Here is a 25,567-nt window from a genome sequence, read left to right as displayed (position 1 = left end):
GATTCTGAGGATTTAAAGTTTAGATGCCGTTTTTATCGCCTGCTTAATTCGAATATATGTACCACACCTACATAAATTGCCATTCATAGCCAAATCGATATCATCATCTGTCGGGTTTGGATTATCCTTTAACAACGAAGCAGCGCTCATAATTTGTCCCGCTTGACAATAACCACACTGCGGAACATCGCGCTCCAACCAAGCTTGTTGCACCGGATGGTCTCCGTCTTCTGAAAGCCCTTCTATGGTAGTAATTTTAGAATCACCCACAGCTGAAACCCTCAACAGGCAACTTCTTACGGCAACCCCATCGAAATGAATGGTACAGGCCCCACATTGGCCTATACCACAGCCATATTTTGTTCCCAATAAACCTAGATGATCTCGTAAAACCCATAACAAAGGGGTATCATCATCTACATTTACTGAATACGATTTGTTGTTAATGTTTAAATTGTAAGATGGCATATCTGTTTGTTTTTATTATAAGAGATTGACAACGTCTAAAATTGACGTAAAAACATTTCGTTTTAAAAATACAAAAAAATATAGCCTCTTTCTGGTTTTGCGGATTTTTAATAGTTCATCACGAAATCCAAGGCTTTACGTTCATTATAATACACATTCTTTTTATCAACAAACCCTGCATGCCCACCATGTTTAGGCATTTCTAAATGAATATTTTTGTTTTGTTTTGCTTCTTTTACAGGATAACACTCTGGAGACAGAAACGAATCGTTAAGCGCGTTGATGATCAATGTAGGGATATTTATGTGCGGGAGAAACTGTAAACTGCTGCAGGTTTCATAGTAATGCTTAGCACTTTTAAAACCATGAGCTTTTGCAGTATAAACTGTATCAAAATCCGTTAAGGTCTTGATGGATTTTAGATCTTTGGCAGATAGTAATTCTGAATATTTTTCTTGCTTTAATTTAAGTTTTTTAACCAAATGCTTTAAAAACCTATCATGATACAATCTGTTTTTAAAAGTGTGCAGTGCTTTGGCCGATCCTGCCAAATAACAAGGCACCGATACGACAACAGAAGCTTTAACTTGCTTGGGCACATCTTGCCGTTCACCTAAATATTTTAAAATAATATTGGCTCCTAGACTGATGCCTTTTAAATATATTTCGGAATAGTTTTTCGTATTTATGGCATGCTTTATAACGGCATCCAAATCTTCTGTGGCACCCGAATGGTAACTACTAAACTTTAGATTATCTTCACCGCTACAACCTCTGAAGTTAACACAAACGGCATCCACGCCATTTTCATTAAAAAGTTTTGCCGCCCCGGTCATATAAGGGCGTTGACCATTACCTTCTAAACCATGAAGAAGAATGATAAGTTTTGATGTCTTTTGGTCTGCAAAACTCCAGTCTAAATCCAGAAAATCGCCATCTTTCAAAGTGATACGCTCACGCTGTTGTTCAATAGAAATACGTCTAACCAATCCGGAATACACCGTTGAAATAAATCCATTTTTAAATAAGAAGAGTGGTTTATAGGCACTTTCAATTACAGGCATAATCAATCAACTTTTAAGGAGGTGAATTGAAACGTTTTTCCGCAGAACAATCCTTTATCACTCAATTTCAACGAAGGAATAACCAGCAATGCCATAAACGACAAAGTCATGTATGGCGCGTTCAAAGTACTGCCCAACTGCTTGGCCATTTTATCCAATTCAGCATAGGCTTTTGCTACTGTTTTTCCATCTTTATCACTCATAATTCCAGCAACGGGAAGCGCAAGAATCTTTTCTTCTGAACTGGACACGGCACAAATACCGCCTTTATTTTTAATGATTAAATTGACCGCTTTGCATATGGCTTCATCAGAAACGCCAACAGCAATAATATTATGTGAATCGTGAGCCACCGATGAGGCGATTGCGCCTTCTTTTAATCCGAAATTCTTAATAAACGCCAAAGCGGGATTTTTTTCTTGATACCGGTTTACCACGGTCATTTTCAAAATATCGGTATCGGTATTCGATACCCAATTACCATTTTCCTTCTTGGGCTTAGCCATAATTTCATTGGTAACTAATTGCCCTTCCAAAGCTTCAATGACACGTATATTTTCGTTTGAAGCTTCCACTATAAAATCTGAAGCCTCTTTCTTTTTACAGTTGAATTGGTTGGGCGTTTTTATGCCTACAGAATCAATCAAAACTTTACCATTATCAAAAATCAATTCACCATTAATAAAAGTTTGAAGCGTTTTAAATTGCGTTAAATCTTCAACAACAATACAATCAGCAGAATCACCAACCCGCAACAAACCGACATCTAAACCATAATGTTTTACAGGATTTATGCATGCCATTTGAAGCGCCTTAAAAACATCAAGACCTTTTGCCACAGCTCGAAAACAAAGTTGGTTGATATGACCAATCATCAAATCATCGGGGTGTTTGTCATCACTACAGAACATCATATTTTCAAAATGCTTGGACGCTAAACCAATCAGTGCCTCAAAGTTTTTAGCAGCACTTCCTTCGCGAATTAGAATTTTCATGCCTTTCTGAAGTTTCTCTAAAGCTTCTGCTTCTGTAAAACACTCATGATCGGTTGAAATTCCTGCTGCAATGTATTTGGTAATATCATCACCGGTAATTCCTGGCACATGGCCATCAATAGGTTTATTGAAATTCTTGGCCCAAGTTATCTTTTGCACCACTTCGTTATCATCGAACAGAACGCCCGGATAATTCATCATTTCCGCCAAATATTTAATATCGGGGTTTTGCAACAATGCCTTTATGTCATCTGAATTTATGTTAGCTCCAGCCGACTCAAAAGTGGTCGCAGGAACACACGAAGGCGCACCAAAATTAAACTTAAAAGGTACTTGTTTACCGTTTTCAATCATAAACTTAACACCCTCAACTCCCAAAACATTGGCTATTTCATGTGGATCAGAAACGGTTGCCACTGTACCATGTTTTACCGCTTCTCGGGCAAATTCGCTTGGTACCAACATCGAACTTTCTATATGGATGTGGGCATCAACAAAACCAGGTAAAATATAGTGCGCGAAGTCGTGTTCTTTCTCAATTATCGAGCTTATTTTTCCTTCTTTAAAGGTTACTTCGCCTTTAAAAATTCTTTGGTTATGTATATCGACTATGTTGCCTTTTAGTTTCAAATTTAAATGGATTAAAAGTGGATTCCTGCCTAAGCAGTAATAATCAATTATTTCAATTCAATTTTCAGAATGCTTTTTGTGTTTTTTGAGACTTTAAATCGGTCGTCTACCCTGTGGCTTACCACCCAAACAATATCATCTTCAGAACAAAGGAGCCAAGCATTTTCCTTATCGAGCAGTGAAAATTTCTCATCCTTAAAATATTTACTGAGTTTTTTCTTTTTACCGTTCATACCTATTGGATAAAACACATCGCCATCTTGTCTTTTCCGCATTATTAAAGGAAACTTAAGCTTGTCTCTATCTACAAAAACAACATGAGTTTCTTTATTGTAAATGGCATCGGCTTCCTTAAAAAACAATTTCCCCATTGGAGTTGAAACTTGTTCATCTCCTTCGGAAATTAAAATATCATTTTCAATTATCTTTTGGTTCCTGCTCAACAACAAGTATTCACGGTCTTTGATTAACCTATAATTGCTTGACAATAATTGCTTACCAGGTTGCGCATTTAAAAGGTTCGCAACGTCATCCCACTCGGTAAAACCGTAATTTTTGAAAATCTCGAAAAGATAGGCTTTCGGGTGTTCGAGCTTCTTAAATTCTGAAATTTTAAAACGTGTTTCATTTTCATTAATCTTTTCAGCAGATTTACATAGAAACGCCTCAATACTCTCATTAATAATAACCGAAGAATCCTTTAGGTTATTTAAAGTGGTTTGAAAACTTTGCAACAAACTCGGATTAATTTCTTTTAAAACAGGTACTACTTCATGCCGCAATTTATTCCGCAAATACTTAACTGATTTGTTACTGCTATCATCTCGCCATGTAATCTTATGTGTTTTAGCATAGTTTTCAATGTCATCACTAGAAAACGGTAACAACGGACGCGCAAATTTCCCATTCACTTCTGGAATCCCTGTTAAACCTTCAAGCCCAGTACCTCGTGTAAAATTGATTAAAAAAGTTTCCAAATTATCATCAGCGTGATGGGCCGTTAAAATATAATTGAATTTCAACTGTTGGGCCAATTCTTCAAACCAATCGTAACGCAAGTCGCGAGCCGCCATTTGTATGGAACGTTTATGGGTTTGGGCATAAGCTTTCGTATCAAAACGCTGCACAAAAACTTCCAAGTTTAAATCTTCGGCCAGTTCTTCAACAAAATTTTCATCGGTATCACTTTCCTTTCCACGCAAGCTAAAATTGCAATGTGCCACTGCTATATTTAAATTCAATTTATAGCATAAATGGGTTAAAACAACGCTGTCTATTCCGCCGGAAACAGCAATAAGCAACCGCGATTCTTTTAAAAAAGGCATACGGTTATTAATATGCGATTGAAGTTGATTTAACATGATTTCAAAGATACAACTTTGGACATTTAAAAGTACCGATACTTAACATTTCGATTGACAAAAGTCAATTTATGCATTATTAAATTTTGTAACTTTAGGATATTAACTTTAATACATGTGGTTATGAGCTCAATGAAAGAATTAAACAATAAGGCAACCCAAGAAGCCTTCAACAATAAAGTAGTGTCTATCACCCAACATTTGCAGGCTTATGTAAAACATAGGCTTTATATTGCGCAATCCACTGGCATTATTCCAAAAAACATGTATTCCTCAAACGACTTCATTGACGAAGCTATTGCCAAATATTATGAAAGCGGATACAATATTGAAGCCGATACAGCCGAAATAAAATTGAAACTTTTTAAGCTGGTTGACACCGATTTGGATGAGTTGTTTAAAAAAGAAGCTTTCCACAAAAACACCATGAGCACCCATGCTATTTTAACTGACGAATTAAATGCATTAGAAGAAAAATATACGGTTGATGAGGATTTTGATTTTATAATGAACGATGAACTCAACGATATTTCATATAAACAAGAAAGCAAGCAAAAACATTTGTTCTTATACGATGACGATAACGCCTCGGTTGTTGATGCCTTTGAAATAAAAAACCTGGCTTCAACGCACAACAAAAAACTTTTAGGAAAGTTTTACACATGGCTGCCACTGGGCGTTTCTGACATTGTCGATTTATCGGTTTTTGGCCGATTAACTCATGACGAGATTGCTAAAATTAAAAACATTGAAGCCAAACGTGTTGAACGTGTTTTGAGTATTGCTGTAAAATCTTTTAAGAATTATCTAACCTAATTTAACAAGACTCTTGACTGACTTGACCTGATACTAGCTTTCAGTTCTCCAAAACGGTACGCATGGCTTTAGCCTTTACTAAACATTCTTCATATTCTTTTAGCGGATTGCTCTTAGAGGTTATAGCACCGCCAACGGAGTACGAGACATATTTTTTGGTTTGATTGTAAAGAATAGAGCGAATAACAACATTAAAATCAAAATCACCTTTGGGAGAAAAATAGCCAATAGCTCCTGAATACAGTCCGCGTTTAGATTCCTCAAGACTTTCCGCTATGTTCATGGCCGAAATTTTGGGAGCTCCCGTCATACTTCCCATTGGAAACGTATTTTTTATAATATCAACTGGGTTTGTACTGCTTTCAACTTGTGAAACCACGGTTGATATCATTTGATGCACCTGCTCAAAGGTGTAAATTGCACATAATTCTTCAACCTCAACACTACCCTTAACAGCCGTTTTTGATAAATCATTCCGAACCAAATCGACAATCATAATATTTTCGCTACGCTCTTTTTCATCTTTTGAAAGGTCTAGCTTTAATTTTTGGTCTTCCGCGTCATTATCAGATCGTTTTGCGGTACCTTTTATGGGTTGCGAAATAACCGTACTACCTTCTTTTTTTAAATATCGCTCGGGTGAAGCACACAGGACATATTTATCTTTAAGCTTTAAAAATGCCGCAAAAGGCGGCTTTGAAATATCATTTAGTTTTTGATAGGTTTCAAAAGGATTTATCTGAGTGTTTTCTGCATAAAACTCTTGGCAAAAATTAGTTTCATAAATATCGCCGCGTTGAATATGACCTAATATGGTATTGACTTTATCAAAATAATCATCTTTGTGGATTCGTAATTTAATTTTAATTGGGTTGCCCACTTTACCGCGAACTCGTCCACTATGACCTATAGCTATTAAATCTTCCTGCAATTCATCATCTACAAAACTTAAATATTGAATTTCAACAGTATCTCCTTTAAACAAAAAAAGTTTTTTGGGCTGAAAGAAAAACAAATCAGGAAACTTTAGTCCATCAAAGTTATCAGATTTTAAATCTTCAATATCATTTTTTAAATCGTAGGTGAGGTAACCAAAAACCCAATCGTTAACATAGCCTTGAAACTCTTTTAACTTTTCGAAAGCACTGTGGTAATCGGTCTGAATACTTGTAAATGCATCAACTGCTAAAATAGCATCGTAACTGGAGTGATCGTGCTTATAATTATTTGAATCCAGCCAAACCACGTCATCAAACTGCTGACTCCAAATCAATGCTTTTTTCTTAAAAAGTTCCGTGTTTTTCGGTTTATGGGTGTGTTTTTGTCTCAATAGCCAAATTTATGGCGTAAAGTTAGAAAGAATACCCTAAAAATTGCAAGTTTTGTATCTTTAGATTAAATAAAGCACGTATGTTCATTTTAAAAAACGACTTACTGAAAATTGGCGTTAAAAAAACGGGAGCCGAATTATGCCAAATCACTTCTATAAAACATGGCACCGAGTTTATGTGGGATGCCAACCCAGACGTATGGGGCAGTTATGCACCCAACCTTTTTCCTATTATTGGAGCCCTAAAGGACAATACCTATATTTTTGAAGGTGAGGAATACAGCTTACCTAAGCATGGTTTGATTAGAAACAACACGGATATTGTTATACATAAACTAACTGACAATAATTTGACGTTTAAGTTGAATTACAACGAAAAATCACTTAAAATTTATCCGTTTAAATTTACTTTTTACATTTCGTACACGCTAAAGGGTAACTCTATTGAAGTAAGTCTTACGGTAAAAAATAAAGATTCAAAAGACCTATATTTTTCAGTTGGTGGCCACCCTGCCTTTAAATGCCCCGTTTATGAAAATGAAGAATACAACGATTATTGGCTGGAATTCGAGCAGACGGAAAATTCAAAAACGCATTGTATCAATATGAAAAACGGGCTAATTTCTTCAAAAACAAAGCCTATTTTCAATAACAGGAGTATTTTACCTTTAACACACGATTTATTTAACGAAGACGCCCTTATTTTCAAAGATTTAAAATCGGAAAAAACAACATTAAAAAGTAAAAACCATGGTGAAATTTTATCGGTTTTGTATAGCGACTTCCCTTATTTGGGTATTTGGGCCAAACCAAATGGCGATTATGTTTGTATAGAACCTTGGCTGGGCATTGCTGATAGCGAAGATACCAACCAAGACTTTAAAAACAAGGAAGGTATCCTCCATATTAATTCGAAAAAATACTTTACGGTGAGCTACACTATTGAAATACATAACAGCCATTTAGTATAAGCCCATTTTTAAGTGTAACTTTGCCAGCTAAAATAGTACTGCCGTGACTTTTAACGACCTCAACTTAAACACACCTTTATACAACGCCTTAGACGATTTAGGCTTTACAACGCCAACCCCGGTGCAAGCCGAGGCTTTTAATGTTGTCGCCTCTGGAAGGGATGTTGTGGGTATTGCGCAAACAGGTACGGGGAAAACCTATGCCTATATGCTCCCCATTCTGAGGAATTTAAAATTTTCTAAACAAGACAACCCGCGTATTTTGGTTTTGGTACCAACGCGCGAATTAGTCGTTCAAGTGGTCGAGGAAATTGAAAAACTCTCAAAATACATAAACAATCGGGTTTTAGGGGTTTATGGCGGTACCAACATCAATACACAAAAACAAGCAGTTGCGCAAGGTTTGGACATTATTGTAGCAACACCGGGCCGATTGTACGATTTGGCCGTTAGCCGTGCCTTGCTGTTAAAATCCATTCAAAAATTAGTGATTGATGAAGTAGATGTGATGCTCGATTTGGGTTTTCGACACCAGCTTATCAATATTTTTGATATTCTTCCGCCTAGGCGTCAAAACATAATGTTTTCGGCAACCATGACCCAAGATGTGGATTTACTGATCAATGATTTTTTTAGAAACCCAGAACGCGTGTCTATAGCCGTTTCAGGGACGCCCTTGGAAAACATAGAACAATCACGCTATAATGTTCCTAATTTTTATACTAAAGTAAATTTACTGGTTGATTTGCTCAACGATACCGAAAGCTTTAATAAAGTATTGATTTTTGTGGCTTATAAGCGTATGGCCGATCGCCTATTCGAAAAGTTGGATGAACATTTTAAAGAAGAACTCTGCGTTATCCACTCCAATAAAACACAAAACTATCGTTTACGAAGCATCGAGCAATTTAGAAATGGTGAAAATCGCATTTTGGTCGCCACTGATGTCATGGCTCGTGGTTTAGACATTGATAATGTTTCACATGTTATAAATTTTGACACCCCCGAATACCCTGAAAACTACATGCATCGAATAGGAAGAACAGGGCGTGCTGAGCGAAAAGGAATTGCCATAACGTTTTCAACCGAGAAAGAACAGGAGCACCTCGAAAATATTGAAGCTTTGATGAATATGAAGATTCCTGTTTTGGATATGCGTGAAAGTGTCGAAGTATCAACAGAACTTATCCCCGAGGAACGCCCACAAATAAGAGAACGCAACAACCCCACCAAACAACGAGACGAAGATGTCCCTGGACCAGCATTTCACGAAAAGAAAGTCAAAAACCAAAAGGAAAATTTGGGCGGTTCTTACCGAAGGGAAATAGCGAAAAAGTACAAAAAGCCTAAAACTCGCGGTGATAAAAATTATAATAAGCGGAATAAGAAGAAATAGTTAATAATTTTCATTTAAAGTTTTGAGTTGTTCTTTTTACTATTTCGTTTCCCATCTCATTAAATTTTAAGGTGGATTCCTACCTGCGCAGGAATGACAGCATTTCTCAAAAAAGGTTCGTAAAAAAGGTATAAATAAAGAGCTATTTACAATCGAAAAGCGAATTTAGTTAATATTATTTTCAGGGGGTTTGTCATTCCTGCGCAGGCAGGAATCCAATACTCAACTATCTAAATACCTCCAATCTGAAGATAAGTCTTCCCAATTACTATTTTCTTTTTCTATTAAATTTATTTTCCATTGCCGCTTCCATTTCTTCATATTCTTCTCCCGTTTAATGGCATCATTAACATATTGGAAAGTTTCAAAATAAACCAACCTGTTTAAACCATACGGTTTTGTAAATCCATCAACAAGCTTATTCTTATGCTCGAACACTCTGCGCTCTAAATCATTTGTAACACAAATGTATAATGTACAGTTTCTTATGTTGGTTATTATGTAGAGATAATATTGATGGATGGTTTTGTACATGCACTTTTTGCAGAATTTGTGGATTTCTGCATGCGCAGAGATGACAGGCTACTCCTCATCCATTTCCATTATCAAATTGGCAATTAAGGCTGTCCACCCCGTTTGATGTGAGGCTCCTAACCCTTTTCCATTATCGCCATCAAAAAATTCGTAGAAAAGATGTAAATCTTTAAAATTTTCATCTTTCGTAAATTTATAATCTGGGTCATCAGAATGATACTGAAATTTTCCATCGGAATTTGCTTCAAAAAGCTTTATTAATCTTTTGGTCAACTCGTTTGCAATTTGATTAAGGTTCAGTTTATTGCCAGACCCTGTTGGAAATTCGTATTGATACGTTGGTCCATAAAATTTATAGTACTTTCTCAAGGATTGAATAATCATGTAATTCAAAGGCATCCAAATAGGACCTCGCCAATTGGAATTCCCACCAAACATATTGGAGCGGCTTTCACCTGCTTCATATTGAATTTGATGATGCCCGTGGTGCTGAAATACAAACGGGTGCTTTTCGTGGTATTTTGAAAGTGACCTAATACCATAATCAGAAAGAAACTCATCCTCATCTAACAAACGTTTCAACAAGTGCTCCAACCTAAACCCGCGCATAATTGAAAAAAGGTAATTTCCTTCTTCGTTGGTATCATCCAAATTTGAAATCAAAGACGCTAAATCGGGGCGGGTTCTTATGATTTCGTTGGCTCTAATTCTAAATTCTTTGAGTTCCTCAAAAAGATCTTTATGCATAATTTCCACAGCAAACATGGGAATAACACCAACCAAGGAACGTACTTTTAAACGGTCGGTTGCGCCAGTTGCCATTTCAACCACATCATAATAAAAGTTATCTTCATCATCCCAAAGCGAAAGGTCTTTTTTACCAATATGGTGCATGGCCCATGCAATATTTAAAAAGTGCCTAAAGAACTTAGCTGCCGCCTCTTCATAAATTTTATTGGTTTTTGAGAGCTCTAAGGACATACGTAACATATTCAATGTAAACATGGCCATCCAACTTGTAGCGTCAGACTGTTGCATCCTAGTTATACCTGGTGGCATGTGGTTACGGTCGAAAACACCAATATTATCCAAGCCTAAAAAGCCTCCTTCGAAAAGGTCGGTGCCACTTTTATCTTTTTGATTGACCCACCATGTGAAATTTAGCAACAATTTCTGAAAGGCCGTTTCTAAAAATTTGATATCGCCTTTTCCTCTGTACGCTTTATCCTTATCGTAAACATGCCATACCGCCCACGAATGCACGGGCGGGTTTACATCGCTAAAATTCCATTCGTATGCCGGAATTTGCCCATTAGGATGCATATAATTTTCCTTAAGCACGAGCAACAATTGTTCTTTGGCAAAATAGGGATCTACCTCTACAAACGAAGCCATATGGAAAGCTAAATCCCAAGCCGCATACCAAGGATACTCCCATTTGTCGGGCATAGATATGATATGTCTATTTGTAAGGTGCTGCCAATTGTAATTCCGCATATTAGAGCGATTTGGTTTCGCCTCTCCTGGACCTCCAAACAGCCATTTAAATATATCGTTATAATAAAACTGTTTGGTCCACAACAAACCAGCAAATGCGCTTTTTGCTATTGCACGGTGGTTAGCTGGCAAATCATGTTTTAAGGTTTCATTGTAAAACTCGTTACATTCCTGTATTCTTTGATTGAATACAGCCTCAAACTGGCCCCAAGGGTCTTTCTGTTTACTTTTACTTAGCCTTACTCTTATACTTTTTTCTTCGCCAGCTGCTAAGCTTAATTTATGCCAAATTGCCACTTTCGAACCATTCTTTTCTGGGTTTACGGTAGGCTTACCATTAACTACGTGCTCATTAATGCCATCCTTTACATAAGGAACATCATTTGGTATATTATAAATTCGCTTATTATTGGTTTCGTTCTCACAGAACAACTGTTTCCCGCCGTCATGATAAAAATAGTACCTACCGTTTCTCGTGCTTCTTGAAAATACCGTAGAATCAGACAACGATTTTATTCTAGGACGTGTATGGCGTTTATTGTGTTTCCAGAAATTACGAAACCAAAGATGGGGAAGCACATGAATATCGGCCGCTTTTGAGCCCCTGTTCACAACCGTTACTTTCATTAAAATATCATCAACACCAGCCTTGGCATATTCTATAAAACAATCAAAATAGGCATTGTTTTTAAAACATCCGGTATCTAAAAGTTCGTATTCTGGTTCTAATCTGCTTCGTTGATTGCCCCCAACTAAATCCCCATAAGGGAATTCACTTTGTGGATATTTATATAGAAATTTACAATAGGAGTGGGTTGGTGAAGATACTTGATGAAAATACAACTCTTTCACATCTTCGCCATGATTCCCTTGGTTATTGGTCAAACCAAAGAGCCTTTCTTTTAAAATAGCATCCTTACCATTCCAAAATGCTGGAGCCAAACACAAAATTTCGCGCGTATCACAAAACCCCGCAATACCTTCTTCTCCCCATCGATAGGCATTACTTCTAGCTTTTTCATGATCTATAAACTCCCATGATTCGCCATGTTCACTATAATCTTCACGCACAGTTCCCCATTGTCTGTCTGCCAAATAGGGCCCCCACTTTTTCCAATGTTTGTATGCGTCAGATATTGCTAAGCGTTCAACTTCAGGTCCCTTTTGAATCATTCTATATCAATTAAATGTTTTTAAATTAAGTCTTGGAAAGCTAATCCATCAAAACAAAATTGTTAATAGTTCCAAACTAATTGGCCGATTTGATTTGCTGTTCTGAATAAAAATAATACTTTTTTTTACACCTATATAATCGCGAAAAAAGTATTATACAATTGTGGCTATAATAAATGTTATTTTAAAATTTCACAACAAAAGTATAATAAAAATGAGGATGTGATACTTGAATAACCATTATGAACAATATTGATTACAAATACTCTTTTCGCAGAATTCCTTAGAATTAAATATACTTGCGCAATTTAATCCGCAATAGCCTGGTTCACCAAAACCCTAAACTTTCCAGCGGTATCATCTGATCGAGTTCTTTGGGTTTGTTTCATTAAAATACCTACTAAATTTTCCTTAGGGTCTGCAAAATATTGTGTATTAAAATAGCCTCCCCATTCAAAAGTACCTTTGCTCCCGCTACCCCCTAAATCATGTCTTTTTTTGTCCACCAAACCAAAAGCCAACCCGTGAACTGCTTCAATTTTTTCTGAAATATACGGAATTTGATTAGTCAAAATAGTTTCAACGGTTATTCTGCTTAAAAGCCTGGTTCCATTGAATTCTCCTTTGTTTAAATACATATTTAAAAATTTGGCATAATCGGCAGCCGTGCTTGTTAGACCAGCACCACCTGAAAAGAATCGCTTTGCTCCTTTTTTTGGATAATCGGTATCATAAAAGGTTACTGGAAACTTTACCCATTGACCATTTTCTAAGGTTTGGACAGTTACCAATCTATTATATTTAGATTCTGGTAAATAAAACTGTGTATCTTTCATTCCCAAAGGTTCAAATATTCTAGTTTTAAAGAATTCATCCAAAGTCATTCCTGAGATAATTTCAACAAAATAGCCCAAAACATCAATACTCTCACTATAGGTAAATCCTTCTCCCGGGTTATGATGGAGTGGTAATTTTGCTAAAATCTTAACGCTTTCTTCAATCGTAATATCTTTTGTTGTGAATAAATCAGTTACACCTGCTTTTGCATATATTTTTATGAACCGTGAATCGCTATCTATTTGCCCGTAACCTAAACCTGAAGTATGCGTAAGTAGATTTCTAATGGTAATTGGTTTATTAGCTGGTTTTGCTGTAAACGACGAGTCTCCTTCGTTAAATGATTCTAAAACTTGGGGATTTTTAAAATCTGGAATGTATTTTGAAATAGGGTCGTCCAAATCAAATTTACCTTCTTCCCATAGCATCATAACGGCTGTAGATGTAATGGCCTTGGTTTGGGAGGCGATACGGAAAATGGCACCTTCTTCCAAGGCCTTTTCCGAGGCATTATCGGCCATACCAAAAGCTTTATGGTACACTATTTTTCCATGTCTAGATATTAATGCCAAAGCACCTGGGATTTTATTGGCCTTGATGGACTGTGACAACATTGAATCTAAAAGAGTCAGACGTTCTGAAGACATGCCCACACTGCCTGGAGATACTTCAGCTAATATTCCGGTTTGAATTGTCGTGGTATGTTTTAAGCAAGACGTTATGGTAAAAGAAATTAGAACAATAAAAAGAAGTTTTTTCATGGGTTTAGCTGGTTTGGTGAATTAAATTCTTGCTAATTTAAGTTTTTAACCTCAATTAAGATCTGTAGTTAAAAAAAACCCTTTCCAAATGAATGGAAAGGGGTGATAACATGTAGAGAGCGTTGTTCGGCATACAGAAAAATAACCAACCAAATTTTAACCCTAACTTAAAGTTAATCCTGCAAGCTTACTTGACTCTCTACAATATCTTTTATTGGAACTATTAATTTTCCTTGTTTTGTTTTTAAAGTTACAGAGACATGGTTAATAGAACTAACCTCTCCTTTTATGCCACCAAACTCGATTTTTTGCCCTATCTCGTAGGTTTTCCTCGCGTAAAATGTTTTAAGCAAATCGGTCACTACTTTTTGGGCACCTAAACCAAACGCCAACGCAAAGGCCAACAAAAGAGATCCTAAAACCAACGTAATATTACTGGTAATTATTGCAGTATCGACTCCAGCCTGGTTTAACGCGGTTATAGAAATAAAAAGCAATAATAAAAAGAAAACTATTTGACTTATTAGTTTTGAACCTGACAAATCCATCGATTCAAAAAACGACTTAATTGCTTTTTTGATGAAATTAGCCAATAATAAACCAATGGTAAAAACGATAAGTGCCGAAAACAATTTAGGTAAATAGCCAAGGAAGTTTTTGATTTCTTCTGAAACCATAGTTAGGTGCAAAATATCTGTAACCATAACAAGTATGAGGATATACATAACCCACTTAACAAACGTGGTTATAATTTTTATGATATCGAAATTAAGTTTTTTACCATCAAGAATTTCAATTTCGTTTATCTTATCATCTAGTTTATCGGCTTTTGCAAATTTTAAAGCTTTTCTAACAATACCCACAATTAGCTTGGTAATTAACCAACCTATGACTACAACAGCTAGGGCTCCCAATAAATTTGGAATTACTTTGGCGACTTCTTCGGTCATAGCTGACAACGAAGCCATAATGCCTTCATTCCAATCAGATATTTTATCCATAATAGATTATTTTGTTAGGGTTATTATTTTCTTTTCTTAATAGTTTGCTCAACGATTTTCGCAGGGTCAACAGAGAATAGTTTAGTCAAATCCATAAGCAATTTTGCCGTAGCAATATCGCTCATAACCTTTGATTTCAGTTCTTCTGGAACCTCCTTCAGGGGCTGATTTATTTGTTTAAACGGATTTTCCATTAGTTAAACTTCTCGTTATATACATTTACCAACTTATCTTTAGCGCGCTTTATTCTCATTTTAACGGCGCTTTCTCCAATATCTAAAACACTTTCAATTTCCTTTATGGTAAGAAAATCTTGATATTTTAGCAATAGTATCATTTTCTCCTCAGGAGAAATTAGCTCCAATGCCTCTTTTAGCCTATCTACTCTCATATCTAAAAACTCTTCGTCATTGTCGTCGTCTTCCGATAGGTTCTCGATATCTTTATAATCGACCGATTGTTTTTCAAATCTTTTAGCCGTATTTCTAGTTACGTAATTTACGCAATGGTTATATGTAAAAGCATACAACCAAGTTGAAAACTTTGATTTACCCTTAAAACTAGCCAATTTAACAAAGAGTTTTAAAAATACATCTTGTGTTAAATCTTTAGCTTCATCTGCATCTTTTGCAAAACCATAACATTTATTATACACCAAATTGGCGTATCTATCATACAAAATTTCGAATAGCAATGTGTTATTGGTTTTAACAATTGCTTCTACCAATTCTTCGTCTGATAAATCATTAATGTTGCTTAGGGTATTCAAGTTTAGCTAATTGCTATTTAGTTGCTATTAGATATTAAGACACATATTTTTTAATGGGTCACAAAAAATTGGCATAAAAATAGAATTATTAAATATTGTAGGGTCTTTAGCTATTACGCATTTACTACTCAGAAAAGGCTGTAATTTAGACTGGGAATAACCTATACACCTATTCATCTGAAAGCAAAGTGATTAAAAAAATAACCTAAAAACCTCTTCTATGAAATTAAGAGATATAGACTGCTATACTGCCTTCAAAAAAAATTGAAAAAGAAGCAAAAAAAAAAGCGAACTTCTTGTCGTTCGCTTTTTCTGAAATACTATGTAATTTGAAGGAATACCATTCTAGATATGCAAAGCCCTATCATCAGTAGCGGCCAATGCAGCTTCTTTTATCGCTTCCGTAAATGTAGGATGTGCATGAGACATACGTGATATATCTTCTGCAGAGGCACGATACTCCATCGCCACTACAGCTTCAGCAATCATATCGGCAGCTCGGGCACCAACCATGTGAACACCTAAAATTTCATCGGTGTTTTTATCGGCTAAAACTTTCACAAATCCATCAATATCCATACTGGCTCTTGCTCTTCCTAAGGCACGCATAGGAAATTGACCCAATTTATAATCTACTCCAGCTTCTTTTAATTGCTCTTCCGTTTTACCAACTGCAGCCACTTCTGGCCAAGTGTAAACCACTCCAGGTATTAAATTATAATCGATGTGTGGTTTTTGCCCAGCTAAAGTTTCGGCTACAAAAACGCCTTCTTCTTCAGCTTTATGTGCCAACATCGCTCCTTTAACTACATCACCAATCGCGTAAATATTTGAAGCAGTGGTTTGCAGGTGGTCATTCACTTCTATTTGTCCCCTGTCGTTAATTTTAACGCCAGCTGCGTCTGCGTTCAATCCGTCGGTGTATGGACGACGCCCAACAGAAACCAAACAGTAATCTCCTTTAAACTCAACCTCTTCGCCTTTTTTATTGTCTGCTTTTACAATAACGGCATCGCCTTTTCTCTCAACAGACTTCACTTTATGCGACGTATTGATTTTAAACTTCTGTTTCTTTAAAACTTTATTCAACTCTTTTGACAGACCACTGTCCATGGTAGGAATAATGCGATCCATGTACTCAACCACAGAAACTTCTGCTCCTAAACGTTTATAAACTTGCCCAAGCTCTAAACCTATAACGCCTCCTCCAATAATAATTAAGTGCTCGGGGATTTCCTTAAGTTTTAAAGCTTCGGTTGATGTGATGATGCGCTCTTTATCAATCTCAATAAAAGGCAAACTTGAAGGTTTACTACCTGTAGCAATAATTGAATTCTTAGCCTCAATTTCGGTGTTTTCATCACATTCAATTTTAATATGCGTGGCATCTTTAAAGCTTCCCAAGCCTTGGTAAACATCAATTTTATTTTTTTTCATTAAAAAATCGATACCTCCTGTTGTTTGGTCTACAACGGCCTGCTTACGGGCAATCATTTTCTCTAAATTCACTTTAACATCACCCGGAATTTCAATGCCGTGCTCTTCAAAATGCTTTACCGCATCTTCATAATGGTGAGAAGAATCTAGAAGCGCTTTACTCGGAATACACCCTACATTTAAGCAAGTACCTCCCAAAGTTGAATATTTTTCTATTATGGCAGTTTTCATGCCTAACTGCGCGCAACGAATGGCCGCAACGTATCCTCCAGGACCAGAGCCGATTACGGCTACATCATATGAGTTCATATTTTTAATTTGAAATTCATTAATTTTTAAGACAGAATCAAAAATACGAATGTTTTATTGTAAGGCAATAAAAAAGCCATGTTAATAGATTGAAATATCAATTTTCAAGAAAAAGCATAATAATTTTCCCTAAATCGTAAATATAGATTAAAATTTTAACAGGTTTTCTATATTAAACCCATTTATAATGTAATCGATTATCCTTCTGTATTTATAAGGTTTTTTTTAAGTTAAAAAACTTAATTTTCAACACCCCTATTTTTTTCGTATCTTAATAATTCACTAATAAAACCTTAAATTATGGATGAACATATTTATAAAAAAATCGAAATTGTAGGCACTTCAGCTAAATCTAGCGATGATGCGATTGAGAACGCTGTTAAAAAAGCTTCAACATCAATACAAAACTTAAGATGGTTTGAAGTTATGGACACACGTGGCAACATAAAAGATGGCCGTGTTGATATGTGGCAAGTTACGGTAAAATTAGGCTTTACAATGAAAAATTAATGGCTCGCTCTATAAATTTCTCTAATGAAATTATGTAGTTTTGTGCGTCATGCAGAAAAACATCAACATACAGAACAAAAAAGCGCGGTTTCAATATGAAATATTGGATAAATATACTGCTGGTATTGTTCTATCAGGAACTGAAATCAAATCGATAAGAAGCAGTAAGGCTTCTATTGCTGAAAGTTTTTGTGAGTTTAACGATAATGGCGAACTTTTTGTTGTAAACATGACCATTGAAGAATATAAATATGGTACGCATTACAACCACATGCCTAAAGCTGTACGCAAACTACTGTTAAACAAAAAAGAATTAAAAAAACTGTATAAGGAAGTTCAAAATACTGGGCTTACCATTATTCCTTTGCGCTTGTTCATTAACGAAAATGGCTTGGCCAAATTAGTGATAGCCTTAGCAAAAGGTAAAAAACTTTACGATAAGCGCGATACCATTAAAGATAGAGACAACAAGCGTAATCTAGACCGAATCAAAAAGGCCTACCGTTAAACCTATTTCAGTATACAAGACCTTCTTAAAAAATACCAAATAAAAATGAAAAAATTATTAGCCCTACTCTTAATAGGATTTATTTCTTTATCATTTCATGCCCAAGACAAAGATAAAACAGAACAAAAAGAAGAAAAAGAAATTGACACCACGGCAGTACTTACACTAGACAAAACCATTAATACGCTTTATTCAACCATTTCTGGGGAAAAGGAAGAAAAAAGAAATTGGAAACTGTTTCATTATCTATTTAAACCCGATGCCAAGTTAATAGTGGCCTACCTTGACGAAGACTTTTTCTATCAAACAAGATACATGTCACCTAAAGAATATGTAAAAACTTCGGGGAAATGGTTGGTTGAGCACGGATTTATAGAAAAAGAAATTCACCGTAAAGTAGAGCATTTTGGAAACATGGTGCAAGTTTTCAGCACTTACGAATCTTATCATTCCAAGGAAGACGAAAAGCCATTTATGCGTGGCATCAACAGTATCCAATTGTTTTATGATGGTACGCGATGGTGGATTGTTAATGTATTCTGGTCGCAAGAAAATGACGAAAACCCAATTCCCAAAAAATACCTGCCCTAATAATTAAATTATGGGCAAACAACTTCCAGAAATAACGCCTGAGCTTGAGGAATTCATAAGCAAACAGCACCTCTTTTTTGTTGCTACAGCTGTAGCAGATGGCCGCGTGAATGTTTCTCCAAAGGGATACGACACACTTCGAGTACTAAGTCCGAACAAACTGGTTTGGTTAAATCTTACCGGAAGCGGCAATGAAACGGCAGCCCATCTTTTAAAAAACGATAGAATGACGATTATGTTCTGCGCTTTTGAAGGGAAACCACTTATTTTAAGGTTATACGGCCATGCTAAAATTTATCATGAAAACGATCTCCAATTCCAAAAACACATTGGCTTATTTGAAGAAAACACAGGCTTTCGGCAAATCATTGAAATGGAAATAAACCTGGTACAAACCTCCTGCGGGTATTCCGTACCGTTTATGGATTACAAAAAGGAACGCGACCAATTAAACGCTTGGAGCCGAAAACAAGGTAAGGAGAAAATAAAAACCTATCAGCAAGAAAAAAAACACAAAGAGTATTGACGGTTTTGAAACTAACATATTAAAACGATGAAAAAATATTCTTTTGTATTCATATCCTATATTTTCATTTATCAGTCCTGCGGAAAAAGTGTTGATAAGAACATGATTGAAGAATGGAAAAAAGAGGTTATCCAAACCGAACTCGAGTTTTGTAACATGTCTAAAGAAAAAGGAATGCGTATTGCGTTTTTAAATTTTGTAGCGAACGAAGGTGTTTTACTTAGAAACAACGAACTCATCAAAGGAAAAGACAGTATTAAAGTTTTTATGAAAAACAGTACCTCAAAAGGTTTATCATGGAAACCAGATTTTGTAGACGTTTCAGCTTCTGGAGATTTAGCTTACACCTATGGCAAATACACTTTTGAATACCAAGACTCTTTGGGAAACACAAAAACCAGTGACGGCATTTTCCATACCGTTTGGAAAAGGCAACCGGACAATTCATGGAAATTCGTTTGGGATTAACAACTAATTCTTATCCTCCAAAAGCGGTACAAACCGAAAAGCACCAAACTCTTCTTTATCAAATTCTTTAGGGCCTTTTCGGGTAAACATGGTCATTTCCTGCACATCATTACCAACGGGTATGACTAAACGCCCTCCTATTTTCAACTGCCCTAACAAAGGTTTGGGTACAAAAGGTGCTCCAGCAGTTACCAAAATACCATCAAAAGGAGCCTCTTCCTCCAAACCTGCATAACCATCTCCAAAAACCAGTTTTTTAGCACGATAACCCAACTTAGGGAGAAATTTACTTGTTTTCTTAAATAATTCGTTTTGGCGCTCAATACTGTAAACTTTGGCTCCCATTTCACATAAAACTGCCGTTTGATAGCCACTACCTGTACCTATTTCAAGAATTTTGTCCCCTTTTTTAATTTGCAAAAGTTCCGTCTGAAAAGCCACGGTATAGGGTTGAGATATCGTTTGGTCTGCAGCAATAGGAAACGCTTTATCTACATAAGCATAATGCAAAAAGCCAGAATCCATAAACAAATGTCTAGGGATATTGTTAATGGCATTTAAAACGGCCTCATCCCTAATACCTTTGTTTCTTAAACCATTAACAAGTTGTTGTCTTAATCCTTTATGCTTAAATGTGTCTTTCAATTTTGATTTAGTTTAGTTGGCTAAAATTACTCAAACATTTTAAAGCCTAAAAACAATTTATTCAGATTTTATTTTTAAGCTTATCTGGATTAAAAATTAGGGCGAATTCCTTAAATTGACGTTTTAATTATCTTATTTTTGTTGAAAACGTAAAAATTATGCTAAAAGCAGGTGTTCTTGGTGCAGGCCACTTAGGAAAAATTCATTTAAGACTTCTTAAACAATCTGAAAAATATGAGCTGATTGGCTTTTATGACGCCGATGAAACCCACGGAAAAAAAATTGAAGAAGAATTTGGGTATAAGTTTTTCAACTCTGTTGATACGCTTATTGATGCCGTTGATATGGTAGATATTGTAACACCAACTTTATCGCATTACGATTGTGCCAAACAAGCTATTGCGAAAGGGAAACATATTTTTATTGAAAAACCTATTACCAATACTGTTGAAGAAGCCGAACACATCAGACAATTACTAGCGCAGAACAACCTTCGTGGGCAAGTTGGACATGTAGAACGATTTAACCCCGCTTATCTTGCTGTAAAAGAAGACATCAAGTCACCCATGTTTATCGAAACCCACCGACTGGCAGAATTTAATCCGAGAGGTACTGATGTACCCGTGGTTTTAGATTTGATGATTCATGATATTGATATTATTTTAAGTATTGTGAAATCGAAGGTGAAGCACATTTCTGCAAGCGGTGTGGCGGTTATTAGTGACACGCCAGATATAGCTAATGCCCGTTTAGAATTCGAAAATGGTTGTGTGGCCAACTTAACGGCGAGTCGTATTTCATTGAAAAAAATGCGTAAAGCACGGTTTTTTCAAAAAGACGCTTACATATCGGTTGATTTTCTAACTAAAAAATGTGAGGTGGTTAAAATGAAGGACGCCCCGGAAACCCCTGGAGATTTTGATATGATTCTTCAAAACGCTGAAGGTGTGAAAAAACAGATTTATTTTGATAATCCGTCTATTCCGGAAAACAACTCTATTTTAGATGAATTAGAGTCGTTTGCTGAAGCGATAAACAACAATAGGGCTCCAGAGGTTACCCTGCACGATGGTACCGAAGCATTGCGTGTAGCCAACCAAATTATTGATTGCTTTTAAGTGATTTTTGTCATCGACATGGCATAACCGTCTTTTAAAATTAATATTGAATTTCAACTTAGCAAAACTATGTTTCGTTGCTATTTCAAAATATAAAACACATGAAAAACATTGCAGTTATTGGCGCAGGCACCATGGGCAATGGTATTGCACATACTTTTGCTCAAAGTGGTTTTAAAGTTAACCTTATTGATATTAATGAAGCTTCCCTGGAACGTAGCATAAAAACCATTTCTAAAAATTTGGATAGAATGGTGGCCAAAGAAAAAATATCAGAAGCTGACAAAACAGAAACTTTAGCCAATATTTCCACATTTACTGAGATTGGAAACGGGGTAAAAAACGCCGATTTAGTTGTTGAAGCGGCAACCGAAAACTTAGATTTAAAGCTGAAGATTTTCACAGAGCTAGACGAAATTTGTTCAGGCGAAACCATTTTAGCCACCAACACGTCTTCCATTTCCATAACTCAAATTGCGGCGGTAACCTCAAAACCCGAGCGTGTTATAGGTATGCATTTTATGAACCCTGTGCCCATTATGCAATTGGTTGAAATTATTCGCGGTTACAACACAACTGATGAGATTACAAAAAGCATCATGGAGCTTTCCAAAACCCTTAACAAAACACCTGTTGAAGTTAACGACTACCCCGGTTTTGTAGCCAACAGAATTTTAATGCCCATGCTCAACGAATCGATAGAAACACTGTATAATGGCGTTGCCGGAGTTGATGAAATAGACACCGTAATGAAATTGGGCATGGCCCACCCCATGGGACCACTGCAGTTGGCCGATTTCATTGGTCTGGACGTATGCCTTTCTATTTTAAATGTGATGTACAATGGTTTTAAAAACCCAAAATACGCACCATGTCCCTTATTAGTTAACATGGTTAACGCCGGTAAATTAGGCGTAAAATCTGGTGAAGGTTTTTATGATTATTCCAATAGTAAAAAAGCTGAAAAAGTAGCAAAGCAATTTTTAAAGTAATGGTTAGCACTAAAAATTACAGCTTAACAAAAAAAACATACACCAAAATCATAATTGGTAAAAGGTTTAAAAAATCTTGGTGGCTTTATGCTTTAATGATTTTAATGAGCATGTTTTATATCCCTAATTTTGGCAAAGATAGTTTTAGCACTTTTTTTACTCTATTTGCATTTATATATCCTATTATAGTCATTGTTTTTTTATGGTTTTGGGCAAATTCTAAAGGACATAACCCTATTTTTTCAGAAATCAAATTATCCTTTGATGATAGTTTTATATATTTTGAAGATAATGATAATGAAACAAAATTAAACCCAAAGACAATTCAAAATATCGTTTCAAACCCTAAGTATTGGCTCCTTTATATTTCAAAAGGTAGATTCATATATATCCCAAAAAAACATTTTTTACTCAGAAGAAGACTACAACATGTTTTCCAAATTGCTAAATTAAAACATTTTTGATGGCAAAAATTCTTCCATTCAAAGCAGTAAGACCTACTCGCGACAAAGTCAGTTTAGTTGCATCGCGCTCTTACCAGAGCTATAATCAATCTGAATTGGAAGCTCGTTTAGACCACAATCCTTTCTCATTTTTACACATTATAAACCCAGGCTACAAATACAGTAAAGATATCCAAGGTAAGGACCGATATAATTTGGTTAAAAACAGATATTTAGAGTTTAAGGAAGACGGCATATTCATTCAAGACCAAAACCCTAGTTACTACATTTATAAAATAGTTAACCGCGATAAAGTATCGTTCTCGGGAATAATTGCCGCCGCCAGTACCACGGACTATAAAAATGATATTATAAAAAAACACGAAGCGACCATTGAATATCGCGAAAACCTGTTTAAAGGTTATTTAAAAACAGTTGGTTTTAACGCAGAGCCCGTGTTACTAACCTATGCTGACAATCAGGCCATTTCAAATATTATTTCCGAAGCACAGAAACAGCGGGCCGAATACGAGTTCACTACCACCTACAGAGACACCCATTACCTTTGGAAACTGGACAACAAAGACCAGATTAAAGTTATTGAACAAGAATTCAATAACATGAAAACCATCTATATTGCAGATGGGCACCATCGTTCGGCATCGTCAGTTTTACTTGCCGAAGAATTAAAATCTGAGAATAGCAATCACACGAGAAACGAACCATATAACTTTTTCATGAGTTTTTTAATTCCGGAGTCCGAATTAAGAATACATGAATTCAATCGACTGGTAAAAGACCTAAACAGTCTCTCAAAAGAATCGTTTTTAATAAAACTTGATACGGTTTTCCGGATTGAAAACAGGGGGACAGATTTATATAAGCCAAATAACAAACATCACTTTAGTATGTATTTAGATGGTGAATTTTACTCGTTATATCTCAGGAAAGACCTTTGTAAATTTAAAACCGCCTTAGATGTACTAGACACCCAAATACTTTACAAAACAATTTTAGAACCCATTTTAGGCATTAAAGATTTACGAAGCGACACCAGAATAGGATATTCACACGGGCAAAACGATTTAGTTACCATAAAAACCAAAATCGATAGTGGAGAATATGCGGTCGGTTTTGGTCTGGTTCCTATCACTGTAGACGAACTAAAGGCCATTGCCAACTCAGGGCTAACCATGCCGCCAAAAAGCACCTTTATCGAACCTAAATTAAGAAGCGGAGTAACTATTTATGAATTTTGACACGCCATGTCATCCTGAACTTGATTTAGGATCTCATCATGCAACATGTAAAAATAATGACTATACAAGAAAACCTCAAAAAAATAAAGTCAGAATTACCAAAACACGTCACGCTAGTTGCAGTTTCTAAAACCAAACCGGTAACAGATATTATGGAAGCCTACGATTCAGGGCATCGTGTTTTTGGAGAAAATAAAATCCAAGAAATGGTTGAAAAGTATGAGGTCATGCCCAAAGATATTGAGTGGCACATGATTGGACACGTTCAACGTAACAAAGTCAAATATATGGCACCATTCGTTTCATTGATTCACGGTGTCGATAATTTTAAATTACTCAAAGAAATAAACAAACAAGCGAAAAAAAGCGAACGCATTATTGATTGCTTACTTCAGATAAAAATTGCCGAAGAAGATTCTAAATTTGGTATGAGCGTAAGCGAAGCTTTGAAGATTTTAAAATCGGATGCCTTTTCGGAATTAAAAAACATTAGAGTAACTGGTGTCATGGGGATGGCAACCTTTACAGACGACAAAGTCCAAATTGAACAGGAATTCAGGTTTTTAGACTCTAAATTCAAACAATTAAAAACAATTGAAGCCAAAAACTGCAACCTAAAAACCATCTCAATGGGTATGAGCAATGACTACAGACTGGCCATTGATTGCGGTAGTACCATGGTTAGGATTGGAAGTAGTATATTTGGCCGTAGGAATTAATAGTTAAAAGTGAACAGTAAACAGTAAACAGATAAAGGTGATTAGTTAATAATTTATGAAGGAATCTATATTGAAAAATAAAAGTTATGATATTGCACTTTTAATTGTAAACACCTATAAAATAATGGCATCCGAAAAAAGAGAGTTCACTTTATCTAGGCAACTTCTTAAAAGCGGTACATCTATCGGTGCCAACATTAGAGAGTCTGAATTTGTGCAATCCGAAAAAGATTTTACTAGCAAAATGAGTATAGCCCTAAAGGAAGCGAATGAAACCGAATATTGACTTTCATTACTTAAAGACACCAATTACATTGAAATAAACTCTTTTACCAAATTAATAAATTATAACAAAGAACTTATTAAAATGTTAGTGGCAACGATAAACACAATGAAATCTAAAATCAATAACTATTAACTTTTAGTTTTTAATTTTAAA

Annotated in this window: 27 protein-coding genes; 14 read left to right on the top strand and 13 right to left on the bottom strand. The window is 35.8% G+C overall.

Features of this window, described 5'->3' with window-relative positions; genetic code table 11:
- Positions 1-12: 12 nt before the first annotated feature.
- The 4 genes from ACIEHO_RS04945 to tilS all read right to left on the bottom strand — a co-directional run bounded on the left by ACIEHO_RS04945 (position 13) and on the right by tilS (position 4,518).
- Positions 13-468, bottom strand: coding sequence for a (2Fe-2S)-binding protein (locus ACIEHO_RS04945; protein WP_406969262.1), 456 nt, complete (start codon positions 466-468; stop codon positions 13-15).
- A 107-nt stretch (positions 469-575) separates the two neighbouring features.
- Positions 576-1,532 (bottom strand): YheT family hydrolase, encoded by a 957-nt coding sequence (locus tag ACIEHO_RS04940; protein ID WP_406969260.1) that lies wholly within the window; start codon positions 1,530-1,532, stop codon positions 576-578.
- A gap of 2 nt (positions 1,533-1,534) precedes the next feature.
- Positions 1,535-3,157 (bottom strand): adenine deaminase, encoded by a 1,623-nt coding sequence (gene ade, locus ACIEHO_RS04935; RefSeq protein ID WP_406969258.1) that lies wholly within the window; start codon positions 3,155-3,157, stop codon positions 1,535-1,537.
- Between the two features lie 47 nt (positions 3,158-3,204).
- Positions 3,205-4,518 carry a tRNA lysidine(34) synthetase TilS gene (gene tilS / locus ACIEHO_RS04930; RefSeq protein ID WP_406969256.1) on the bottom strand — a complete coding sequence of 438 codons (1,314 nt, stop codon included), beginning with the start codon at positions 4,516-4,518 and terminating at the stop codon, positions 3,205-3,207.
- A gap of 123 nt (positions 4,519-4,641) precedes the next feature.
- On the opposite strand from tilS, the gene ACIEHO_RS04925 reads away from it, so the two are divergent.
- A complete protein-coding gene (locus tag ACIEHO_RS04925) occupies positions 4,642-5,334 on the top strand; it encodes a hypothetical protein (RefSeq protein WP_406969254.1) in 693 nt (230 codons plus the stop codon).
- 40 nt (positions 5,335-5,374) lie between these two features.
- Here ACIEHO_RS04925 and ACIEHO_RS04920 read toward each other — a convergent pair whose 3' ends face one another.
- The gene (locus ACIEHO_RS04920) at positions 5,375-6,664 is read right to left on the bottom strand and encodes an anthranilate synthase component I family protein (RefSeq protein WP_406969252.1); all 1,290 of its coding nucleotides are present in this window, start codon (positions 6,662-6,664) and stop codon (positions 5,375-5,377) included.
- Between the two features lie 80 nt (positions 6,665-6,744).
- On the opposite strand from ACIEHO_RS04920, the gene ACIEHO_RS04915 reads away from it, so the two are divergent.
- A complete protein-coding gene (locus ACIEHO_RS04915) occupies positions 6,745-7,635 on the top strand; it encodes an aldose 1-epimerase family protein (RefSeq protein WP_406969250.1) in 891 nt (296 codons plus the stop codon).
- 43 nt (positions 7,636-7,678) lie between these two features.
- A complete protein-coding gene (locus ACIEHO_RS04910) occupies positions 7,679-9,031 on the top strand; it encodes a DEAD/DEAH box helicase (protein ID WP_406969248.1) in 1,353 nt (450 codons plus the stop codon).
- A 222-nt stretch (positions 9,032-9,253) separates the two neighbouring features.
- On the opposite strand, the gene ACIEHO_RS04905 is transcribed toward ACIEHO_RS04910, so the two are convergent.
- The 7 genes from ACIEHO_RS04905 to lpdA form a co-directional block, all read right to left on the bottom strand.
- Entirely contained in the window at positions 9,254-9,565 is a 312-nt protein-coding gene (locus ACIEHO_RS04905) for a GIY-YIG nuclease family protein (RefSeq protein ID WP_406969246.1), read from the bottom strand.
- A 48-nt stretch (positions 9,566-9,613) separates the two neighbouring features.
- On the bottom strand, positions 9,614-12,235 hold the full coding sequence (locus tag ACIEHO_RS04900) for an MGH1-like glycoside hydrolase domain-containing protein (RefSeq protein WP_406969244.1): 2,622 nt from the start codon (positions 12,233-12,235) through the stop codon (positions 9,614-9,616).
- Between the two features lie 308 nt (positions 12,236-12,543).
- Positions 12,544-13,833, bottom strand: coding sequence for a serine hydrolase domain-containing protein (locus ACIEHO_RS04895; protein ID WP_406969242.1), 1,290 nt, complete (start codon positions 13,831-13,833; stop codon positions 12,544-12,546).
- A gap of 173 nt (positions 13,834-14,006) precedes the next feature.
- Positions 14,007-14,834, bottom strand: a complete 828-nt coding sequence (locus ACIEHO_RS04890; RefSeq protein ID WP_406969240.1) for a mechanosensitive ion channel family protein — start codon at positions 14,832-14,834, stop codon at positions 14,007-14,009.
- 23 nt (positions 14,835-14,857) lie between these two features.
- Complete coding sequence (locus tag ACIEHO_RS04885; protein WP_406969238.1) at positions 14,858-15,028, bottom strand: hypothetical protein; 171 nt, start codon at positions 15,026-15,028, stop codon at positions 14,858-14,860.
- The gene (locus tag ACIEHO_RS04880; RefSeq protein ID WP_406969236.1) at positions 15,028-15,603 is read right to left on the bottom strand and encodes an RNA polymerase sigma factor; all 576 of its coding nucleotides are present in this window, start codon (positions 15,601-15,603) and stop codon (positions 15,028-15,030) included. The genes ACIEHO_RS04885 and ACIEHO_RS04880 overlap by 1 nt, the downstream gene beginning before the upstream one ends.
- A 345-nt stretch (positions 15,604-15,948) precedes the next feature.
- The gene (lpdA, locus tag ACIEHO_RS04875; protein ID WP_406969234.1) at positions 15,949-17,349 is read right to left on the bottom strand and encodes a dihydrolipoyl dehydrogenase; all 1,401 of its coding nucleotides are present in this window, start codon (positions 17,347-17,349) and stop codon (positions 15,949-15,951) included.
- A gap of 300 nt (positions 17,350-17,649) precedes the next feature.
- On the opposite strand from lpdA, the gene ACIEHO_RS04870 reads away from it, so the two are divergent.
- The 5 genes from ACIEHO_RS04870 to ACIEHO_RS04850 are packed head-to-tail and all read left to right on the top strand — an operon-like array spanning position 17,650 to position 19,952.
- A complete protein-coding gene (locus tag ACIEHO_RS04870) occupies positions 17,650-17,859 on the top strand; it encodes a dodecin (RefSeq protein ID WP_406969232.1) in 210 nt (69 codons plus the stop codon).
- 49 nt (positions 17,860-17,908) lie between these two features.
- Positions 17,909-18,367: an SsrA-binding protein SmpB gene (smpB, locus tag ACIEHO_RS04865; protein ID WP_406969230.1), complete on the top strand. Its 459-nt coding sequence runs from the start codon at positions 17,909-17,911 to the stop codon at positions 18,365-18,367.
- A 45-nt stretch (positions 18,368-18,412) separates the two neighbouring features.
- On the top strand, positions 18,413-18,958 hold the full coding sequence (locus ACIEHO_RS04860; protein ID WP_406969229.1) for a hypothetical protein: 546 nt from the start codon (positions 18,413-18,415) through the stop codon (positions 18,956-18,958).
- 10 nt (positions 18,959-18,968) lie between these two features.
- A complete protein-coding gene (locus tag ACIEHO_RS04855) occupies positions 18,969-19,484 on the top strand; it encodes a pyridoxamine 5'-phosphate oxidase family protein (protein WP_406969227.1) in 516 nt (171 codons plus the stop codon).
- A 27-nt stretch (positions 19,485-19,511) separates the two neighbouring features.
- Complete coding sequence (locus ACIEHO_RS04850; RefSeq protein ID WP_406969225.1) at positions 19,512-19,952, top strand: YybH family protein; 441 nt, start codon at positions 19,512-19,514, stop codon at positions 19,950-19,952.
- Between the two features lie 3 nt (positions 19,953-19,955).
- On the opposite strand, the gene ACIEHO_RS04845 is transcribed toward ACIEHO_RS04850, so the two are convergent.
- Positions 19,956-20,597 (bottom strand): protein-L-isoaspartate(D-aspartate) O-methyltransferase, encoded by a 642-nt coding sequence (locus tag ACIEHO_RS04845; RefSeq protein ID WP_406969223.1) that lies wholly within the window; start codon positions 20,595-20,597, stop codon positions 19,956-19,958.
- 158 nt (positions 20,598-20,755) lie between these two features.
- Between ACIEHO_RS04845 and ACIEHO_RS04840 the strand changes: the two genes are divergently transcribed.
- The 6 genes from ACIEHO_RS04840 to ACIEHO_RS04815 all read left to right on the top strand — a co-directional run bounded on the left by ACIEHO_RS04840 (position 20,756) and on the right by ACIEHO_RS04815 (position 25,414).
- Entirely contained in the window at positions 20,756-21,715 is a 960-nt protein-coding gene (locus ACIEHO_RS04840; RefSeq protein WP_406969221.1) for a Gfo/Idh/MocA family protein, read from the top strand.
- A 101-nt stretch (positions 21,716-21,816) separates the two neighbouring features.
- Positions 21,817-22,707 (top strand): 3-hydroxyacyl-CoA dehydrogenase family protein, encoded by an 891-nt coding sequence (locus ACIEHO_RS04835; protein WP_406969219.1) that lies wholly within the window; start codon positions 21,817-21,819, stop codon positions 22,705-22,707.
- Complete coding sequence (locus ACIEHO_RS04830; protein WP_406969217.1) at positions 22,707-23,171, top strand: YcxB family protein; 465 nt, start codon at positions 22,707-22,709, stop codon at positions 23,169-23,171. The genes ACIEHO_RS04835 and ACIEHO_RS04830 overlap by 1 nt, the downstream gene beginning before the upstream one ends.
- Entirely contained in the window at positions 23,171-24,409 is a 1,239-nt protein-coding gene (locus tag ACIEHO_RS04825) for a DUF1015 domain-containing protein (RefSeq protein WP_406969215.1), read from the top strand. Before ACIEHO_RS04830 ends, ACIEHO_RS04825 begins: the two co-directional genes overlap by 1 nt.
- A 56-nt stretch (positions 24,410-24,465) precedes the next feature.
- On the top strand, positions 24,466-25,128 hold the full coding sequence (locus ACIEHO_RS04820; RefSeq protein ID WP_406969213.1) for a YggS family pyridoxal phosphate-dependent enzyme: 663 nt from the start codon (positions 24,466-24,468) through the stop codon (positions 25,126-25,128).
- A 55-nt stretch (positions 25,129-25,183) separates the two neighbouring features.
- Entirely contained in the window at positions 25,184-25,414 is a 231-nt protein-coding gene (locus ACIEHO_RS04815) for a four helix bundle protein (protein WP_406969211.1), read from the top strand.
- The last annotated feature ends 153 nt before the right edge of the window (positions 25,415-25,567 follow it).

Origin of the sequence: Flavisericum labens (genome assembly GCF_045446075.1) — a bacterium.
Lineage (GTDB): Bacteria > Bacteroidota > Bacteroidia > Flavobacteriales > Flavobacteriaceae > Flavisericum > Flavisericum labens.
The sequence above is the reverse complement of the archived record's forward strand: the minus strand, read 5'-3'. Positions and strand labels throughout refer to the sequence as shown.

What these genes read in the sequence shown, in the direction of transcription:
- ACIEHO_RS04840 (WP_406969221.1), top strand. Translation starts at nt 20,756, where the DNA reads ATGCTAAAAGCAGGTGTTCTTGGTGCAGGCCACTTAGGAAAAATTCAT.
- tilS (WP_406969256.1), bottom strand. Translation starts at nt 4,518, where the DNA reads ATGTTAAATCAACTTCAATCGCATATTAATAACCGTATGCCTTTTTTA.
- ACIEHO_RS04835 (WP_406969219.1), top strand. Translation starts at nt 21,817, where the DNA reads ATGAAAAACATTGCAGTTATTGGCGCAGGCACCATGGGCAATGGTATT.
- ACIEHO_RS04905 (WP_406969246.1), bottom strand. Translation starts at nt 9,565, where the DNA reads ATGTACAAAACCATCCATCAATATTATCTCTACATAATAACCAACATA.
- ACIEHO_RS04945 (WP_406969262.1), bottom strand. Translation starts at nt 468, where the DNA reads ATGCCATCTTACAATTTAAACATTAACAACAAATCGTATTCAGTAAAT.
- ACIEHO_RS04885 (WP_406969238.1), bottom strand. Translation starts at nt 15,028, where the DNA reads ATGGAAAATCCGTTTAAACAAATAAATCAGCCCCTGAAGGAGGTTCCA.
- ACIEHO_RS04940 (WP_406969260.1), bottom strand. Translation starts at nt 1,532, where the DNA reads ATGCCTGTAATTGAAAGTGCCTATAAACCACTCTTCTTATTTAAAAAT.
- smpB (WP_406969230.1), top strand. Translation starts at nt 17,909, where the DNA reads ATGCAGAAAAACATCAACATACAGAACAAAAAAGCGCGGTTTCAATAT.
- ACIEHO_RS04850 (WP_406969225.1), top strand. Translation starts at nt 19,512, where the DNA reads ATGAAAAAATATTCTTTTGTATTCATATCCTATATTTTCATTTATCAG.
- ACIEHO_RS04830 (WP_406969217.1), top strand. Translation starts at nt 22,707, where the DNA reads ATGGTTAGCACTAAAAATTACAGCTTAACAAAAAAAACATACACCAAA.
- ACIEHO_RS04820 (WP_406969213.1), top strand. Translation starts at nt 24,466, where the DNA reads ATGACTATACAAGAAAACCTCAAAAAAATAAAGTCAGAATTACCAAAA.
- ACIEHO_RS04860 (WP_406969229.1), top strand. Translation starts at nt 18,413, where the DNA reads ATGAAAAAATTATTAGCCCTACTCTTAATAGGATTTATTTCTTTATCA.
- ACIEHO_RS04900 (WP_406969244.1), bottom strand. Translation starts at nt 12,235, where the DNA reads ATGATTCAAAAGGGACCTGAAGTTGAACGCTTAGCAATATCTGACGCA.
- ACIEHO_RS04895 (WP_406969242.1), bottom strand. Translation starts at nt 13,833, where the DNA reads ATGAAAAAACTTCTTTTTATTGTTCTAATTTCTTTTACCATAACGTCT.
- ACIEHO_RS04915 (WP_406969250.1), top strand. Translation starts at nt 6,745, where the DNA reads ATGTTCATTTTAAAAAACGACTTACTGAAAATTGGCGTTAAAAAAACG.
- ACIEHO_RS04925 (WP_406969254.1), top strand. Translation starts at nt 4,642, where the DNA reads ATGAGCTCAATGAAAGAATTAAACAATAAGGCAACCCAAGAAGCCTTC.
- ACIEHO_RS04890 (WP_406969240.1), bottom strand. Translation starts at nt 14,834, where the DNA reads ATGGATAAAATATCTGATTGGAATGAAGGCATTATGGCTTCGTTGTCA.
- ACIEHO_RS04870 (WP_406969232.1), top strand. Translation starts at nt 17,650, where the DNA reads ATGGATGAACATATTTATAAAAAAATCGAAATTGTAGGCACTTCAGCT.
- ACIEHO_RS04815 (WP_406969211.1), top strand. Translation starts at nt 25,184, where the DNA reads ATGAAGGAATCTATATTGAAAAATAAAAGTTATGATATTGCACTTTTA.
- ACIEHO_RS04825 (WP_406969215.1), top strand. Translation starts at nt 23,171, where the DNA reads ATGGCAAAAATTCTTCCATTCAAAGCAGTAAGACCTACTCGCGACAAA.
- lpdA (WP_406969234.1), bottom strand. Translation starts at nt 17,349, where the DNA reads ATGAACTCATATGATGTAGCCGTAATCGGCTCTGGTCCTGGAGGATAC.
- ACIEHO_RS04855 (WP_406969227.1), top strand. Translation starts at nt 18,969, where the DNA reads ATGGGCAAACAACTTCCAGAAATAACGCCTGAGCTTGAGGAATTCATA.